The following is a 16,070-nucleotide window of genomic DNA, read 5'->3' as shown; positions in this document are numbered from 1 at the left end:
CGCCGAACCGCACGCCTTCGCATCGCCTGTCTCGCCCTCATCGCCCGCTTGGCCGCCGCAACCGCATCGCTCCGGCCGCCGCGCGTTGCGCGCAACCGCTTGTTTTATCTGACGATTCCGTGCCGTGCCGCTGCGTCGCAGCGGGTCTTTCGCGCCAAATCGGCTAAAATTACGGGTTTTCACTCAGTCAGCGCCCCGCGTTCGCGCGCGCTGGCGATCGATCCATCGCAATGTCCCTCTTCCGCAAGAAAAACGTCGATCGCATGATCGCCGGCGCGCACGGCGCCGGGCTCAAGAAAGCGCTCGGCGCGATCGACCTGACCTTCCTCGGCATCGGCGCGATCATCGGCACCGGCATCTTCGTGCTGACCGGCACCGGCGCCGTGCAGGCCGGTCCCGCGCTGATGCTGTCGTTCGTGATCGCCGCGATCGCGTGCGGGCTCGCGGCGCTGTCGTACGCCGAGTTCGCGTCGACGATCCCCGTCGCGGGCTCGATCTACACGTATTCGTACGCCACGCTCGGCGAACTCGTCGCGTGGATCATCGGCTGGGACCTGATGCTCGAGTACGGCCTCGCGGCATCGGCCGTGTCGGTCGGCTGGTCGGGCTACCTGCAGTCGCTGCTGCAGGGCTTCGGGCTCACGCTGCCGACCGTGCTGACCGCCGCCCCCGGCGCGATGCCCGGCGTCGTCACGTGGTTCAACCTGCCCGCGTTCCTCGTGATGCTGGTGATCACGACGCTGCTGTCGATCGGCATCCGCGAGTCGACCCGCATCAACAACATCATGGTGTTCATCAAGGTGTCGGTGGTGCTGCTCGTGATCGCGGTCGGCGTGTTCCACGTGACGCCCGCGAACTGGAAGCCGTTCATGCCGCACGGCTGGAACGGCGTGTTCGGCGCGGCGGCCGTGATGTTCTTCGCGTTCATCGGCTTCGATGCGGTGTCGTCGGCGGCCGAAGAGGTGAAGAATCCGAAGCGCGACCTGCCGATCGGCATCATCGCGTCGCTCGCGGTGTGCGCGGTGCTGTACGTGACGGTTGCCGCGATCGCGACCGGCATCGTGCCGTCGGCCCAGTACGCGAACGTGTCTCACCCGATCTCGTATGCGCTGCAGATCGCCGGCGAGAAGTGGGTCGCGGGCTTCATCGATCTCGGCGCGGTGCTCGGCATGCTGACCGTGATCCTCGTGATGAGCTACGGCCAGACGCGGATCATCTTCGCGATGTCGCGCGACGGGCTGCTGCCGGCGACGCTGTCGCGCGTGCATCCGCGCTACGCGACGCCGTTCCTGACGACCTGGCTCGTGGGCCTGTTCTTCGGCCTGATCGCCGCCCTCGTGCCGCTCAACGTGCTCGCCGAGCTGATCAACATCGGCACGCTCGCCGCGTTCTCGATGGTGTCGATCGCGGTGCTCGTGCTGCGCCACACGCATCCGGACCTGCCGCGCGCGTTCCGCTGCCCGGGCGTGCCGGTGGTGCCGATCCTCGCGGTCGGCGCATGCCTGTTCCTGATGCTGAACCTGCAGCCCGTCACGTGGGCCGCGTTCGGCATCTGGCTCGTGATCGGCCTCGTGATCTACTTCCTGTATTCGCGACACAACTCGAAGCTCGCCCGCGGCCACGCGGACTGACGCCCGGCGGCGGCGCGCTGCGTCGCCCCGCCCGACACGGCGCACCCGCCTCGCGGGCGCGCCGTTTGCTTTTCCGGCGCGGCGCACTGCCCGCCCGCGCAGGCCGGACCGGCCGTCCGAACCGCCGCCGCCCGCTCCCCGGCGGCCGACATCCGCGCGCCGGCGCACCGCAAGCAGGGCCGCGGCAGGCGGTTCATAATGCGGCCAATCAATGAGGTAACGACGATGGAAAGTGTGGATCTCGACGTGTTGAAGTCGAGCGCGCGCTGGCTCGACGAAGGACGCCGCGTGCTGCTCGTGACGGTCGTGAAGACGTGGGGTTCGTCGCCGCGCCCCGAGGGCGCGATGCTCGCGGTGCGCGAGGACGGGCTCGTGGTCGGTTCCGTGTCCGGCGGGTGCATCGAGGATGACCTGATCGCCCGCGTGCATGCGAGCGGCATCGCGGCCGACGCGCGCCCGGAAGCCGTCAAGTACGGCGTGACGGCCGAAGAGGCGCACCGTTTCGGGCTGCCGTGCGGCGGCACGATCCAGCTCGTGCTCGAGCCGCTCACGCGCGACAGCGGGATCGCCGCGCTCTGCGCGGAAGTGGAAGCCGGCCGCCTCGTCACGCGCACGATGACGCTCGCGACCGGCCGCGCATCGCTGTCGCCCGCGCAGGCGGCCGACGGCCTCGCGTTCGACGGCGAGCGGCTCGTGACGATCCACGGGCCACGCTACCGGATGCTCGTGATCGGCGCGGGGCAGTTGTCGCGCTATCTGTGCCAGATCGCGGTCGGGCTCGACTACCAGGTGACGGTGTGCGACCCGCGCGAGGAATACACGGATGCGTGGGACGTGCCCGGCACGCGCGTCGTGCATACGATGCCCGACGATACGGTGCTCGACATGAAGCTGGATGCGCGTTCGGCCGTGATCGCGCTCACGCACGACCCGAAACTCGACGATCTCGCGCTGATGGAGGCGCTGAAGACGCCCGCGTTCTACGTCGGCGCGCTCGGCTCGCGGCGCAACAACGCGGCGCGGCGCGAGCGGCTGCTCGAATTCGACCTGAACGACGTGGAACTCGCGCGGCTGCACGGGCCGGCCGGCATCTACATCGGCAGCCGCACGCCACCGGAAATCGCGATCTCGATCCTCGCCGAGGTGACGGCCGCGAAGAACAACGTGTCGCTGCCGACGATCCTGCAGGTCGAGGGCGCGAAAGCCGCGCGCGAGATCGCGGCCAGCAACGGCGCGACCTGCGGCCTCTGAGCCCGGCCGGCGCCGGCTTGCCGCCGCGCCGCCGGACGCGCGCTACGCGCCGGCGGCAAGCCGGCGCGACTCATGCCGCGAGCGAATCAGGCGAGGCCCGCGGCGAGCGCCGCCGCGACCGAGCCGGCCACCAGCACGACGCCCACCGTGCGACGCTTGTTCAGCTCCGTCCACAGCAGCACGCCCGTCAGCGACAACAGGATCAGCGACCCCGCGATCGTGTCCATCAGCAGCACCCAGCCGAGGTTCATCCCGACGCCGCGATGCAGGTTGTTCAGCGTCGTCAGGAACGTGTTGCCGGTGCGCTTCACCGACACGTAGCCGTTACCCACCCAGTATTCGGCCTGCAGGTTCTGGTGCGGCCCGAACAGGCCCATCTGCCAGTGCTCCGGCTGCATCACGCGCTTGTCGCCCCACGCGACCGGTTGCGCCGGCTCCTTGCGCATGCGCCCCGGGCGGCCGTCGAAGTGCAGCTCGTGCTGCAGCCACTTCGTCATCGCGGCGGGCGACTTCGGCACCGGGTCCGGCAACGCGATCTGCATCTGCTCGACCTGCGGCTCGCCGGTCGAAATCTTCAGCGGCGGCGCGCGGTGATTGAGCAGCACGCCCGTCACGCCGAACAGCAGCCCGAGCACCGCGCCCCATAGCCCGACCCAGCCGTGCACCTTGCGCAGCCATTTGATGAAGGTCGCGCGGCGCGAACGCCGGCGGCGGGCAGCCAGTTCGTCGTCGGTCAGCGGGCGTGCGGCCGGATGCAGCACGGTAATGCCCGCCTGCGGCGGGGCGATCGTTTCGGGCGCGTTCACGCAAAAGCTTCCATTCGTCCAAAGCAACGGGCGGCGCACGGAAATCGCGCGTCGCCCGGGCAGCATGAAAATGAGAATGGATATCATTACATAAACTGCGGCGGCGCTCAATCCGCCAGGGCGACCCAGGCGGGCGAAAAAATCCGGCGATAGCCGATGAAGCGCGACATTTGCGCATCAATCGAGAAAAATAAAAGCGAGATGTCGACGAAATCATCGCGAAAGACAAAGACAGCATTTCGCAAGAAATCGGGCTGCGCCAGGCGCTCAGCGGCGTAGCGGCGGCAGCGGAAAGCGTGGCGCGGCGTCACCCTGCTCGGCCTCGGGGCCGGCCTCGGTGCGATCGAGCGAATACAGCCACGCGAGCAGATCCGCGACGGCCTGATAAAGCTGCGGCGGAATCCGGTCGTCGAGATCGACCTGCATCAGCAACGACACCATCTCCGGCGCCGTATGCACGTACAGCCCTGCATCGTGCGCGCGGGCGACGATCATCTCCGCGAGCAGCCCATAGCCCTTCGCGACCACGCGCGGGGCCGCATCGCCGCCTTTCGGATCGTAGACCAGCGCGGCTGCGCGCTTGCGGGACGTCATGCTCATCGCGGCAAGTCGTCGTCGAGATCAGGCGAGCCGGCGGCCGCGCTGCGCGCATACGCGGCGGACGCCGCCCGTGCGGCCAGCGGGTCGAAATCGTCGGGTTCGTCGTCGACCGCGCGGATCGACAGCCCGCCGAGCTGCAGCCCCGATCCCTCGAACCGTTGCCGCAGCGCAGCCTCGTTGCGTGTGAGGCGGTCGGCGCCGGTCGAATTCGCGCGCAGCCGCGCGACGAGTTGCGCGCCGTTCAACACCAGTTCCGCATCGACGGTGCCGAGCGACGGCAACGTCAGCGTCAGCCGCGTGCGCCATGCGATGCCGTCGCCCGCGTCGTCGCTGCGCGATGCGCGGCCGCCGTGTTCGTCGGGCTCGATCGTCCAGTCGAGGCGCGCGCCGGGCCATGCCTCGCCGCTCCAGCGGAACTGGTCGGTCGCGAGCGCATCGAGCTGCTGCCTGACGATCGGCACGGCGTCCGGGTGCACGGAAGCCGCGGCCGGCGCCTGCGGGTCGGACGAAGCAGCGGCCAGTTCGGCACGCGCGGGCGTCCAGCGCACGTCGGCGTGTTCGCCGAGCGGATCGGCGGCCATGCCGGCCGCGCCCGACGATGTGTATTGCCGCGCGCCCGCGGCAGCGTTCTGCGCGAGTTCGTTCGGCATCGTGCCGCCCGGCTGCGCGGCGGTTCGTGCTGCGGCCGGCAGCGGCGAGCGCGGCGCGAGCAGTTCGTCGAGCGCGTCGGACGCACCGTCCGCGGCAGCCTGCCCGAGCGCGGCAAGCCGCGCCTGCGGTTCGCGCAGCAGCGCGGCGAGCGGGCGCTGGCCGGCCAGCCATTGCGCGAGATGGGATTCGTAGAAGAGGCCGCTTTCGCTCACGGCCTGCGCGAGTGCGGCATGCAGCACCGCGACGGGCGGCGCGGCGGCAATCGCGGCAGAAGTGGTAGAAGCGGCGGCCGACGCGGCCGGACCGAACGCCGGCGGCGGTGCCGGATCGGTCAGCAGCACGGCGGGATCGGCCAGCAGCGGCGCTCGCCCGGCGACCACGGGGGTCGCGGCGCCGCCCGCGCGCGAAATCGCATCGAGCACGAGCGCGACATCGGACAGCGCGGTTTGCGCGGAGGCCGGCGGCGCGGCAGGCGAGCCGTTCGCCGCCGGCATCGACGAAGCGCCGGTGCCCGGCGTGCCGACCTGCGCGGTCGCGCCGCCGCCGGCGGGCGCCGACACGGTGCCGGTCAGCAGGCTGTCGAGACGGCTCGCCAGCAGGGCGGCCGCAACGGAGTCGATACCGGTCATGATCGGAGCCTGCTCACCTCAGCCACCTCGTTGCGAATCCGGGCGCGCGGGAACCGCGGCCGCGGCCAACGAACGCTACCCGCGTGCGCGGTAGAGATCGGTCAATACCTTGGTCGAGCGCCGCGCCTCGAACAGCGCGGACAGCCGCGCGACTTCCGGGCTCGCGAGATCGCGAATCGCGGCGTCGTCGGCGAGGATGCGGCGAATCAGGCCGAGCTTGCGGCCGAGATCCGATTCGTCGAGCGTGACGCCCGGATCGGCCTCCTTCAGCCCGTCGACGAGTTGCAGGAATTCGGCCTGCAATTCCGGCAGCGCGCTCCAGTCCGCGCCGCGCGCGGCGCACAGCATCCGGCCCGACACGGCCGCGAGCGCCTCGTAACGCGCGAAATACTCGGCCTTGCGATTCATCGCGCCGCGCCCGCTGCCTGTTGTGCGGCCATGCGCGCGACTTCCGGCGCGATGCCCGTCCATGCTTCCTCGAGCGTCGCGAGCAGCCCGTCGGCCTCGACCAGCATCGCATCGCTCGCGTCCGCATTGGCCTGCAGCAGGCGCCGGCCGATATACGCGTACAGCGCGTCGAGGCGCGTGGCGATCTCGCCGCCCGCGTCGCGGTTCAGCGAAGCCTGCAGGCCGCTCTCGACGATCCCGATCGCCTTGCCGATCGCTTCGCCGCGGGCCGGCACGTTGCCTTGCTGCAAGTGCAGGCGCGCGAGCGCGATGGCCTGCCGCGCGCCCTGGTACAGCATCGCGATCAGCCGGTGCGGGGACGCGCCCATCACCCCCGTCTCGACGCCGACACGCGCGTACGCACTGGCTCCAGCGTGTCCTGGGGAAAACATGCGCTTCTCCTTTTGATGCGTTGGCTATGCGGAGGCCGCCGCCCTGCATTGCACGACGCGGCCATCTTCCGCAGTTATCGGAAGGAAATTGAAAAGCTTTAGGCGCGCGGGCCGCCGGCCCGTCGACGCGGCCGGCCGGCGCGCGTCACACCGACATCTGCATGATGTCGTTGTAGGCGCTCACGAGCTTGTTGCGGACCTGGAGCCCGAACTGGAAGCCGATGTTGGCCTTCTGCATGTCGACCATCACGTCGTTCAGCGACACGTTCGGCGCGCCGACTTCGAACGCCTGCGCCTCGCCCAGCGCGTGCTGCTGGTCGCCGCTGATCTTGTCGAGCGACGCCTTCATCGCGCTCGCGAACGTGCCGGCGGTCGCGGCGCCGGAGCCGGCGAGCGCGGCCGCAGGGCTCGTGACCCCGCCGGACGCCTGCGCGGCCATCGCCTGCATCTGTTGCAACACCGATCCGATTCCGCTGACGTTGGCAGTCATGCTGTCCCCAGACTTGAATTAAGAGAAGAGACCCGGCCTGACCGGGCGATCCGCCGGCGCCGCACGACGCGCACCATGCCGGATCGCGAAAAAGGATAGCAGCGCACCACACGCCAAAGCCGCGAAAGTACGGGGGAAACCCCGCTCTTTTCGGTCGATCGGACGCGCCGCCGGATCACGATAATCGCATCGTGTCATTGTCTGTCCGCTCGTCCGAGCGGCTCAGTCGTCCCGCTCCGGAGAAACTCGTCGCATGGATTCGCAGGCCAATTCGCTGATCAACCCCGACGCCCGCGCGGGCCTCGCCAGCCCGGTGCCAGGCGCCACCGCGGCCGCCGCGCTGCCGGGAGCGGGCGGCGCTGGCGCGGACTTCGGGTTGGGCGGCTTCGCCGAACGCATCCCGGGCATCTCGCGGATGAAGGGCAACCCGAAGCTGCCGTTCGTGATCGCCGTCGCGTTCGCGGTCGCCGTGATCACCGCGCTCGTGCTGTGGAGCCGCGCGCCCGACTATCGCGTGCTGTACAGCAACCTGTCGGACCGCGACGGCGGCGCGATCATCACCGCGCTCCAGCAGGCCAACGTGCCGTACAAGTTCGCCGACGCCGGCGGCGCGATCCTCGTGCCGTCGAACCAGGTGCATGAAACGCGCCTGAAGCTCGCCGCGATGGGCCTGCCCAAGGGCGGCTCGGTCGGCTTCGAGCTGATGGACAACCAGAAATTCGGCATCAGCCAGTTCGCCGAGCAGGTGAACTACCAGCGCGCGCTCGAAGGCGAGCTGCAACGCACGATCGAGTCGATCAACGCCGTGCGCGGCGCGCGCGTGCATCTCGCGATCCCGAAGCCGTCGGTGTTCGTGCGCGACAAGGAAGCGCCGAGCGCGTCCGTGTTCGTCGATCTCTACCCGGGCCGCGTGCTCGACGACGGCCAGGTGCAGGCGATCACGCGGATGGTGTCGTCCGGCGTGCCCGACATGCCCGCGAAGAACGTGACGATCGTCGACCAGGACGGCAACCTGCTCACGCAGTCCGCGTCGGTGTCCGGCCTCGACGCGAGCCAGCTCAAGTACGTGCAGCAGATCGAGGGCAATACGCAAAAGCGCATCGACGCGATCCTCGCGCCGATCTTCGGCACCGGCAACGCGCGCTCGCAGGTCAGCGCGGACGTCGATTTCTCGAAGATCGAGCAGACCTCGGAAAGCTACGGCCCGAACGGCACGCCGCAGCAGGCCGCGATCCGCAGCCAGCAGACCAGCAGCGCGACCGAACTCGCGCAGGGCGGCGCATCGGGCGTGCCGGGCGCGCTGTCGAACACGCCGCCGCAGCCGGCTTCCGCGCCGGTCGTCGCCGCCAACGGCCAGGGCGGGCCGCAGACGACGCCGGTCAGCGACCGCAAGGACCAGACGACCAACTACGAGCTCGACAAGACGATCCGCCATCTCGAGCAGCCGATGGGCAACGTGAAGCGGCTGTCGGTCGCCGTCGTCGTCAATTACCAGCCGGTCGCCGACGCGAAGGGCCACGTGACGATGCAGCCGCTGCCGCCCGCGAAGCTCGCGCAGGTCGAGCAGCTCGTGAAGGACGCGATGGGCTACGACGAGAAGCGCGGCGACTCCGTCAACGTCGTGAACAGCGCGTTCTCGAGCGTGAGCGACCCGTACGCCGACCTGCCGTGGTGGCGCCAGCCGGACATGATCGCGATGGCGAAGGAAGTCGCGAAGTGGCTCGGCATCGCGGTCGCCGCGATCGCGCTCTATTTCATGTTCGTGCGCCCGGCGATGCGCCGCGCGTTCCCGCCGCCGCAGCCGGTCGCGCCGGCGCTCGCGGCGCCGGACGATCCGGTCGCGCTCGACGGCCTGCCCGCGCAGCTCGGCGCCGACGAAGCCGACCCGCTGCAGCTCGGCTTCGAGAACGAGAAGCACCGCCACGAACGCAACCTCGACTATGCGCGCACGATCGCCCGCCGGGATCCGAAGATCGTCGCCACCGTCGTGAAGAATTGGGTGTCCGATGAACGCTGAAGGTTTGACCAAGAGCGCGCTGCTGCTGATGTCGATCGGCGAGGAAGAAGCCGCCCAGGTATTCAGGTTCCTCGCACCGCGCGAGGTCCAGAAGATCGGCGCCGCGATGGCCGCGCTGAAGAACGTCACGCGCGAGCAGATCGACGACGTGCTGCAGGACTTCGTGAAGGAAGCCGAGGGACACACCGCGCTGTCGCTCGATTCGAGCGACTACATCCGCTCGGTGCTGACCAAGGCGCTCGGCGAAGACAAGGCCGGCGTGCTGATCGACCGCATCCTGCAGGGCAGCGACACGAGCGGCATCGAGGGTCTCAAGTGGATGGACTCGGGCGCCGTCGCCGAGCTGATCAAGAACGAGCACCCGCAGATCATCGCGACGATCCTCGTGCACCTCGACCGCGACCAGGCGTCCGAGATCGCGTCGTGCTTCGCCGAGCGGCTGCGCAACGACGTGATGCTGCGGATCGCGACGCTCGACGGCATCCAGCCGGCCGCGCTGCGCGAGCTCGACGACGTGCTGACCGGCCTGCTGTCCGGCAGCGACAACCTCAAGCGCAGCCCGATGGGCGGCATCCGCACCGCGGCCGAGATCCTGAACTTCATGACGAGCAACCATGAAGAAGGCGTGCTCGAAAGCGTGCGCCAGTACGACGCCGATCTCGCGCAGAAGATCATCGACCAGATGTTCGTGTTCGAGAACCTGCTCGACCTCGAGGACCGCGCGATCCAGATGGTGCTGAAGGAAGTCGAGTCGGAAACGCTGATCGTCGCGCTGAAGGGCGCGCCGCCCGCGCTGCGCCAGAAGTTCCTCGCGAACATGTCGCAGCGCGCGGCCGAACTGCTCGCCGAGGATCTCGACGCGCGCGGCCCGGTGCGCGTGTCCGAAGTCGAAACGCAGCAGCGCCGCATCCTGCAGATCGTGCGCAACCTCGCCGAAAGCGGCCAGGTCGTGATCGGCGGCAAGTCGGAAGACGCGTATGTCTGATTCCAAGCGCGCGCGCGCCGGCACCCTCACCGCGTACCAGCGGTGGGAGATGACGTCGTTCGATCCGCCGCCGCCCCCGCCGCCTGCCGACGATGCGGCAGCGGCGGCCGCCGCGCTCGCCGAGGAATTGCAGCGCGTGCGCGACGCCGCGCACGCCGAAGGCCATGCGGCCGGGCACGTCGAAGGCCAGGCACGCGGCTACCAGGCGGGTTTCGAGCAGGGCCACGCGCAGGGCTTCGAGGCCGGCCAAGCCGAAGCGCGCGAACAGGCCGCGCAGCTCGCGGCCCTCGCCGCGTCGTTTCGCGAAGCCGTGTCGAACGCCGGGCACGATCTCGCGGCCGACCTCGCGCAGCTCGCGCTCGACATCGCGCAGCAGGTCGTGCGCCAGCACGTGAAGCATGATCCCGCCGCGCTCGTCGCGGCCGTGCGCGACGTGCTCGCCGCCGAGCCGGCGCTGTCCGGCGCGCCGCATCTCGCGGTGAATCCGGCCGACCTGCCCGTCGTCGAAGCGTATCTGCAGGACGATCTCGATACGCTCGGCTGGAACGTGCGCACCGACGCGTCGATCGAGCGCGGCGGCTGCCGCGCGCATGCGGCCACCGGCGAAGTCGACGCAACGCTGCCCACGCGCTGGCAGCGCGTCGCCGCCGCGATCGGCAAGGTGGGCGCGTGGTGACGCGCGTGCCCGAGTCGTTCGCGCACGACGGCATGACGCCGCTCGAACGCGAACTCGCGCTCGCGTCGTTCGGCTCCGACGGCGCACACGACCCCGCCCGCCATGCGAAGCCGCTCGCGGTCGGCACGCCCGACGACGCGCCACGCGCACCGCACAATCCGCATCTCGCACAGTGGCGCTCGCACCTGAACGGGCTCGCCGAGCGCAGTCAGCGCGCGCTGCCGCTGCGCCCGTGCGGGCGCCTCACGCGTGCAGCCGGCCTCGTGCTGGAGGCGATCGGGCTGCGCCTGTCGGTCGGCGCCGAATGCACGATCGAATTGCCGCCAGGCAGCACGCTGCCGCACGCGGAAGCGGAAGTCGTCGGCTTCTCCGGCGACCGCCTGTTCCTGATGCCGACCACCGACGTCGCGGGCGTCTTGCCCGGCGCGCGCGTGTGGCCGCTCGAGAACGCGCCCGTCACCGACCCGCTCGCGGGCGCCAAGCGGCTGCCGGTCGGCTGGAAGATGCTCGGGCGCGTCGTCGACGCATCGGGCCGCCCGCTCGACGGCCTCGGCCCGCTCGGCTCGAACGCCGACGCCCCGCTGTCGGCGCCGTCGATCAACCCGCTCGATCGCGAGCCGATCCACCACGTCCTCGACGTCGGCGTGCGCGCGATCAACGCGCTGCTCACCGTCGGCCGCGGGCAGCGGATGGGGTTGTTCGCGGGCTCCGGCGTCGGCAAGTCGGTGCTGCTCGGCACGATGGCGCGCTACACGAGCGCGGAAGTGATCGTGATCGGGCTGATCGGCGAACGCGGCCGCGAAGTGAAGGAATTCATCGAACAGATCCTCGGCGAGGACGGACTCGCGCGCTCGGTCGTCGTCGCGGCGCCGGCCGACGTGTCGCCGCTGCTGCGGATGCAGGGCGCGGCGTACGCCACGTCGCTCGCCGAGTATTTCCGCGACCAGGGCAAGCACGTGCTGCTGCTGATGGATTCGCTCACGCGCTACGCGATGGCGCAGCGCGAGATCGCGCTCGCGATCGGCGAGCCGCCCGCGACCAAAGGCTATCCGCCGTCGGTGTTCGCGAAGCTGCCCGCGCTCGTCGAACGCACCGGCAACGGCCCCGAAGGCGGCGGCTCGATCACCGCGTTCTACACGGTGCTGACCGAAGGCGACGACCAGCAGGACCCGATCGCCGATTCGGCGCGCGCCATTCTCGACGGCCACGTCGTGCTGTCGCGCGCGCTCGCCGAGGCCGGCCACTATCCGGCGATCGACATCGAGGCGTCGATCAGCCGCGCGATGACCGCCCTGATCGACGAAAAGCATCTCGACCGCGTGCGGCAGTTCAAGCAGATGCTGTCGCGCTACCAGCGCAATCGCGACCTGATCGCGGTCGGCGCGTACGCGCCCGGCCGCGACGCGCAGCTCGACCGCGCGATCGCGCTCTACCCGCGCATCGAATCGTTCCTGCAGCAAGGCTTTCGCGAATGCGCGCCGTTCGCGTCCAGCCTCACCGCGCTCGATGCGCTGTTCGACGTATACGGAGGCTGACCCGGATGGCACACGGCTTTCCCCTTCAATTGCTGCTCGACCGCGCGCAGGAAGACCTCGACACGGCCGCGAAGCAGCTCGGCACCGCGCAGCGCGAGCGCGCGTCGGCCGCCGAACAGCTCGACGCGCTGCTGCGCTATCGCGACGAGTACCACGCGAACTTCGCGCAGTCCGCGCAGCACGGCATGCCGGCCGGCAACTGGCGCAATTTCCAGGCGTTCATCGATACGCTCGACACGGCGATCGCGCAGCAGCGCAATGTGCTGGCCGCCGCCGAAGCGCGCATCGACGAAGCGCGCCCGAACTGGCAGCAGAAGAAGCGCACCGTCGGCTCATACGAAATCCTGCAGGCGCGCGGCGTCGCGCAGGACGCGCAGCGCGAGGCGAAGCGCGAGCAGCGCGACGCCGACGAGCACGCCGCGAAGATGCTGCGCATGCGGGCCGACGCGGCCCGATCGGCATAACCGTCCACCGCCTTCGAACGAGAGAATCGCCATGCCTCCCCTTCCTCTGCTCGGCGCGCTGATCGACACCGCGGGCGCCGCACTCGGCGCCGTCCGCGGCGCGGGTTCGTCCGCCGGCAACGATGCCGCGGTCGCGCCGGCCGCCGCGCCGTTCGCACAGACGCTGAAGCACAGCGTCGTCACGCGGCACGACACGGCACACGGCAGCAAGCCGGATACCGCGACGAAACACGCGTCGTCGACGCCGGCCGCCGGCGCCAGACATCCCGGCGATGACGACGACAAGTCCGCCGACGATGCGGGCACCGCCAGCAATGGCGATGCCGCCGCGCTCGCCGCGGCCGCCGCCGCCGTGCAGGCGCAGCTGCAAGCACGCGCGAACGACGGAACGCCGGCCAGTGCCGATGCAGCGACGGCCGCGGCGGCATCCGCCCAGCCGGATGCCGCGGGGCACGCAAGCCAGGATGCGGCGGCCGTGCCGGCATCGGGCCGCGACGCGCTCCAGGCTGCGCTGGCGAAGCTGACCGGCGGCGCGGGCGCGATCGGGGCGAGCACGGCATCGGCGACGTCCGGATCGGCCGCCGCCGCGCCGCTCGCGTCGAAAGCGTCGGCGTTCGACCGCACGCTTGCCGACGCAAAAGGCGCGCTCGCCGCGCAGCAGACACCCACGCAGGCCAACGCGCAGGCGCTGCAGGCCGCCGCGAGCGCCGAGCCGGCTGCGCATGCGCTCGCGCAGACCGGCGACACTGCGAGCCCGAGCGCCGACGCGATGGCCGCGGCCGCCGCAACGGCTGCCGCCGCGGCGCAGTCCGGCGTGCCGGCATCGCCGGCCGCCGGCGCGATCGCCGCGGCCAACCCGCACGTGCTGTCGCCACAGGTCGGCACCGCCGACTGGACCGACGCGTTGAGCCAGAAGGTCGTGTTCCTGTCGAACGCACACCAGCAGAGCGCCGAGCTGACGCTGAACCCGCCGGACCTCGGCCCGCTGCAGGTCGTGCTGCGCGTCGCCGACAATCACGCGCACGCGCTGTTCGTGTCGCAGCATGCACAGGTGCGCGATGCGGTGGAAGCCGCGCTGCCGAAGCTGCGCGAAGCGATGGAAGCGGGCGGGCTCGGCCTCGGCAGCGCGAGCGTCAGCGACGGCGGTTTCGCATCGCAACAGCAGAACGCGCAACAGAGCTTCTCCGGCGGCCAGTCGCCGCAGCGCGCACGCGCCGGATCGTCAGGCGTCGATGCACCGGTCGACGCCGTGCAATCCGCAGCGGCCACCGCGACCGTGAGCCGCGTGGGCCTCGTCGATACGTTTGCCTGAACATCGCGCGCCGCGTGCCGGTGCGTGCCGCTCAGCGGCCGTGCACCGCCGCGGCCGCCTCGCCGCGCGGCATGCCGCCCTTGCGCGCCGCGACGATGAAGTCCGCCGCGCGCTCGCCGATCATCACCGACGGCGCATTCGTGTTCCCGCCGATCAGCGTCGGCATCACCGACGCATCCACCACGCGCAACCCGTCGACGCCGCGCACGCGCAATTGGGGATCCACCACCGCCCGCGCGTCCGAGCCCATCCGGCAGGTGCCGACCGGGTGATAGATCGTGTCGGCATGCGCGACGATCGTCGCACGCAGCTCGGCTTCGCTCTGGTCCGCCCGCGTGTACAGCTCGCGCCCGCCCTGCGACGCGAGCGGCGCCTGCGACAGGATCCGGCGCATCGCCTGCGCGCCACGCACGAGCAGGTCCAGATCGCGTGAATCGCTGAAAAAGCGCGGATCGATCAACGGCGCATCGCGCGCATCGCCGCTCGCGAGCGCGACCGTGCCGCGGCTGTACGGACGCAGCGCGCACACGTGCAGCGAATAGCCGAAACCCCAGTGCATCTTGCGGTTGTGATCGTCGACCAGCGCCGTGCAGAAATGCAGCTGCAGGTCCGGACGATCGATCGACGGATCGCTCTTGATGAAGCCGCCCGCTTCCGCGACGTTGCTCGTCATCATCCCCGAGCGGCTCGAGAAGTAGCGCGCGAGCGCCGGCGTCATCTTCGCGATCCCGCGCAGGCAGATGCCGACGAGCTGCGACGAATTCACGCGCGTGTTGATGATGAAGTCGATATGGTCGATCAGGTTCGCGCCGACATCCGGCGCATCCTGCACCACCGCGATCCCGTGCCGGCGCAGTTGCTCGGCCGGACCGATCCCCGAGCACATCAGCAGTTGCGGCGAATTGAACGCGCCGGCCGACAGGATCACCTCCGCGCGTGCGCCGAGCGTCTCGACGCTGCCGTTGCGCGACACCACGACGCCCACCGCGCGCTTGCCGTCGAAGCCCACGCGCAGCACCGTCGCATCGGTGATCACGTTCAGGTTCGGCCGGTTGCGGCCGTAGATGTACGCCCGCGCGACGCTGCAGCGCGAACCGTCGCGATGCGTGACCTGATAGAAGCCGACGCCTTCCTGCGTCGCGCCGTTGAAGTCGTTGTTCAGCGGATAGCCGGCCGCGTGCGCGGCCTGGATGAATCGTTCGGAGAACGGATTACGAAAGCGCAGATCGGAGACGGTCAACGGGCCGTCCGCGCCGTGCCACGCATCGGCGCCGCGCTGGTTGCCTTCCGCGCGGCGGAAATACGGCAACACGTCCTGCCAGCCCCAGCCCGTCGCGCCGAGTTGCGCCCACTCGTCGTAGTCGCCCGGGTGACCGCGCGTGTAGATCATCGCGTTGATCGCGCTCGAGCCGCCCATCCCGCGCCCGCGCGGCTGGTAGCCGCGCCGGCCGCCAAGCCCCGGCTGCGGCACCGTCTCGTAGCCGTAGTTCGTGCCGAGCTTGAACGGCACGAGCGCCGCGATACCCACCGGCATGTTCACGAGCAGGTTGCGCTCCGTATGCGAGCCCGCCTCGATCAGCGCGATCGTCGCGTCGGGGCATGCATCGGCGAGACGGCTGGCGAGGCTCGACCCGCCCGACCCTCCGCCAACGATGATGTAGTCGTATTGCATGTCATGTCTCCTTCGCGTCATGAACGGCACCCGGCGCGGCCCGGCTACGCTTGTAATGTTCGGGCATTGTAGGAATGGCCGTCGCGCGCGCGGCACGCGGATTCAAGAGCGATTCCTCTAAACGCCTGCGTGAACTAAATTTAAGATGTATCGATTCATTCGACGCGATGCACCGGCCGCGAGAAGCCGCGCCGTTGCGAAACTGGGGAGACGACGATGCAGCGCCAGGTTCTGCAGGCCGTGTGCCGACCGGGTCGTCCGGACGCACTGCGCGCGGCCCGCATTTCATTTCAAACGGCGGGCCATGCGGTGACGTCCGGCAACGCGCGCGCAGCCGATCGAAATCGAACGGCGCGCGGCGCCGCCAACCGTTTGGACGGCTTGTCGCACGCGCGGCACGACGTACCGGATTCCGCATGGCCGCGCGCAGCGCGCCGCCCCGCTCCGGTGCATCGGCACGCACGCGCAGCACGACATCGCATGCACGCCGGGCAGCGCATCGCGTCCCGCGC

At 70.2% G+C, this 16,070-nt stretch carries 16 protein-coding genes; 8 read left to right on the top strand and 8 right to left on the bottom strand.

Annotated features, from left to right (window positions below; all coding sequences use genetic code 11):
• Positions 1 to 230 precede the first annotated feature (230 nt).
• Both bcaP and BME24068_RS26735 read left to right on the top strand, forming a co-directional pair.
• A complete protein-coding gene (gene bcaP / locus BME24068_RS26740) occupies positions 231 to 1,631 on the top strand; it encodes a branched-chain amino acid transporter BcaP (protein WP_174927892.1) in 1,401 nt (466 codons plus the stop codon).
• Between the two features lie 225 nt (positions 1,632 to 1,856).
• Positions 1,857 to 2,882, top strand: coding sequence for an XdhC family protein (locus BME24068_RS26735; RefSeq protein WP_096508358.1), 1,026 nt, complete (start codon positions 1,857 to 1,859; stop codon positions 2,880 to 2,882).
• Between the two features lie 86 nt (positions 2,883 to 2,968).
• Here BME24068_RS26735 and BME24068_RS26730 read toward each other — a convergent pair whose 3' ends face one another.
• From BME24068_RS26730 to fliE, 7 genes are all read right to left on the bottom strand, one after another.
• Positions 2,969 to 3,688 (bottom strand): PepSY-associated TM helix domain-containing protein, encoded by a 720-nt coding sequence (locus tag BME24068_RS26730; protein ID WP_096508359.1) that lies wholly within the window; start codon positions 3,686 to 3,688, stop codon positions 2,969 to 2,971.
• Between the two features lie 107 nt (positions 3,689 to 3,795).
• Positions 3,796 to 3,999 carry a hypothetical protein gene (locus BME24068_RS26725; protein WP_174927891.1) on the bottom strand — a complete coding sequence of 68 codons (204 nt, stop codon included), beginning with the start codon at positions 3,997 to 3,999 and terminating at the stop codon, positions 3,796 to 3,798.
• Positions 3,956 to 4,288, bottom strand: coding sequence for an EscU/YscU/HrcU family type III secretion system export apparatus switch protein (locus tag BME24068_RS26720; RefSeq protein ID WP_174927890.1), 333 nt, complete (start codon positions 4,286 to 4,288; stop codon positions 3,956 to 3,958). Before BME24068_RS26720 ends, BME24068_RS26725 begins: the two co-directional genes overlap by 44 nt.
• Positions 4,285 to 5,568: a flagellar hook-length control protein FliK gene (fliK, locus tag BME24068_RS26715; protein WP_174927889.1), complete on the bottom strand. Its 1,284-nt coding sequence runs from the start codon at positions 5,566 to 5,568 to the stop codon at positions 4,285 to 4,287. Before fliK ends, BME24068_RS26720 begins: the two co-directional genes overlap by 4 nt.
• Positions 5,569 to 5,643: 75 nt before the next feature.
• Complete coding sequence (locus BME24068_RS26710) at positions 5,644 to 5,976, bottom strand: flagellar protein FliT (RefSeq protein WP_096508362.1); 333 nt, start codon at positions 5,974 to 5,976, stop codon at positions 5,644 to 5,646.
• The gene (gene fliS, locus BME24068_RS26705) at positions 5,973 to 6,407 is read right to left on the bottom strand and encodes a flagellar export chaperone FliS (RefSeq protein WP_096508363.1); all 435 of its coding nucleotides are present in this window, start codon (positions 6,405 to 6,407) and stop codon (positions 5,973 to 5,975) included. Before fliS ends, BME24068_RS26710 begins: the two co-directional genes overlap by 4 nt.
• Before the next feature lie 145 nt (positions 6,408 to 6,552).
• The gene (gene fliE, locus BME24068_RS26700) at positions 6,553 to 6,897 is read right to left on the bottom strand and encodes a flagellar hook-basal body complex protein FliE (protein WP_174927888.1); all 345 of its coding nucleotides are present in this window, start codon (positions 6,895 to 6,897) and stop codon (positions 6,553 to 6,555) included.
• Between the two features lie 253 nt (positions 6,898 to 7,150).
• Between fliE and fliF the strand changes: the two genes are divergently transcribed.
• The 6 genes from fliF to BME24068_RS26670 are packed head-to-tail and all read left to right on the top strand — an operon-like array spanning position 7,151 to position 13,886.
• The gene (gene fliF, locus BME24068_RS26695) at positions 7,151 to 8,914 is read left to right on the top strand and encodes a flagellar basal-body MS-ring/collar protein FliF (RefSeq protein WP_174927887.1); all 1,764 of its coding nucleotides are present in this window, start codon (positions 7,151 to 7,153) and stop codon (positions 8,912 to 8,914) included.
• Positions 8,904 to 9,899, top strand: coding sequence for a flagellar motor switch protein FliG (gene fliG, locus BME24068_RS26690; RefSeq protein WP_096508366.1), 996 nt, complete (start codon positions 8,904 to 8,906; stop codon positions 9,897 to 9,899). The genes fliF and fliG overlap by 11 nt, the downstream gene beginning before the upstream one ends.
• Positions 9,892 to 10,575: a flagellar assembly protein FliH gene (fliH, locus tag BME24068_RS26685; protein ID WP_096508367.1), complete on the top strand. Its 684-nt coding sequence runs from the start codon at positions 9,892 to 9,894 to the stop codon at positions 10,573 to 10,575. The genes fliG and fliH overlap by 8 nt, the downstream gene beginning before the upstream one ends.
• Entirely contained in the window at positions 10,569 to 12,110 is a 1,542-nt protein-coding gene (gene fliI / locus BME24068_RS26680) for a flagellar protein export ATPase FliI (RefSeq protein ID WP_174927886.1), read from the top strand. The genes fliH and fliI overlap by 7 nt, the downstream gene beginning before the upstream one ends.
• 5 nt (positions 12,111 to 12,115) lie before the next feature.
• On the top strand, positions 12,116 to 12,574 hold the full coding sequence (fliJ, locus tag BME24068_RS26675) for a flagellar export protein FliJ (protein ID WP_096508369.1): 459 nt from the start codon (positions 12,116 to 12,118) through the stop codon (positions 12,572 to 12,574).
• 31 nt (positions 12,575 to 12,605) lie between these two features.
• Positions 12,606 to 13,886, top strand: coding sequence for a flagellar hook-length control protein FliK (locus BME24068_RS26670; RefSeq protein ID WP_174927885.1), 1,281 nt, complete (start codon positions 12,606 to 12,608; stop codon positions 13,884 to 13,886).
• Positions 13,887 to 13,917: 31 nt separating this feature from the next.
• Here the strand turns inward: BME24068_RS26670 and BME24068_RS26665 are convergent, their stop codons facing one another.
• Entirely contained in the window at positions 13,918 to 15,558 is a 1,641-nt protein-coding gene (locus tag BME24068_RS26665) for a GMC family oxidoreductase (protein WP_174927884.1), read from the bottom strand.
• Positions 15,559 to 16,070 lie beyond the last annotated feature (512 nt).

The sequence above is a fragment of the Burkholderia anthina genome (assembly GCF_902498995.1).
Lineage (GTDB): Bacteria > Pseudomonadota > Gammaproteobacteria > Burkholderiales > Burkholderiaceae > Burkholderia > Burkholderia anthina.
Note: the sequence above shows the minus strand (reverse complement) of the source record. Positions and strands in the feature narration are given on the sequence as shown.

Coding starts and splice junctions, on each gene's coding strand:
- bcaP (WP_174927892.1), top strand. CDS start 231: ATGTCCCTCTTCCGCAAGAAAAACGTCGATCGCATGATCGCCGGCGCG.
- BME24068_RS26735 (WP_096508358.1), top strand. CDS start 1,857: ATGGAAAGTGTGGATCTCGACGTGTTGAAGTCGAGCGCGCGCTGGCTC.
- BME24068_RS26720 (WP_174927890.1), bottom strand. CDS start 4,288: ATGAGCATGACGTCCCGCAAGCGCGCAGCCGCGCTGGTCTACGATCCG.
- fliK (WP_174927889.1), bottom strand. CDS start 5,568: ATGACCGGTATCGACTCCGTTGCGGCCGCCCTGCTGGCGAGCCGTCTC.
- BME24068_RS26710 (WP_096508362.1), bottom strand. CDS start 5,976: ATGAATCGCAAGGCCGAGTATTTCGCGCGTTACGAGGCGCTCGCGGCC.
- fliS (WP_096508363.1), bottom strand. CDS start 6,407: ATGTTTTCCCCAGGACACGCTGGAGCCAGTGCGTACGCGCGTGTCGGC.
- fliE (WP_174927888.1), bottom strand. CDS start 6,897: ATGACTGCCAACGTCAGCGGAATCGGATCGGTGTTGCAACAGATGCAG.
- fliF (WP_174927887.1), top strand. CDS start 7,151: ATGGATTCGCAGGCCAATTCGCTGATCAACCCCGACGCCCGCGCGGGC.
- fliG (WP_096508366.1), top strand. CDS start 8,904: ATGAACGCTGAAGGTTTGACCAAGAGCGCGCTGCTGCTGATGTCGATC.
- fliH (WP_096508367.1), top strand. CDS start 9,892: ATGTCTGATTCCAAGCGCGCGCGCGCCGGCACCCTCACCGCGTACCAG.
- fliJ (WP_096508369.1), top strand. CDS start 12,116: ATGGCACACGGCTTTCCCCTTCAATTGCTGCTCGACCGCGCGCAGGAA.
- BME24068_RS26670 (WP_174927885.1), top strand. CDS start 12,606: ATGCCTCCCCTTCCTCTGCTCGGCGCGCTGATCGACACCGCGGGCGCC.
- BME24068_RS26665 (WP_174927884.1), bottom strand. CDS start 15,558: ATGCAATACGACTACATCATCGTTGGCGGAGGGTCGGGCGGGTCGAGC.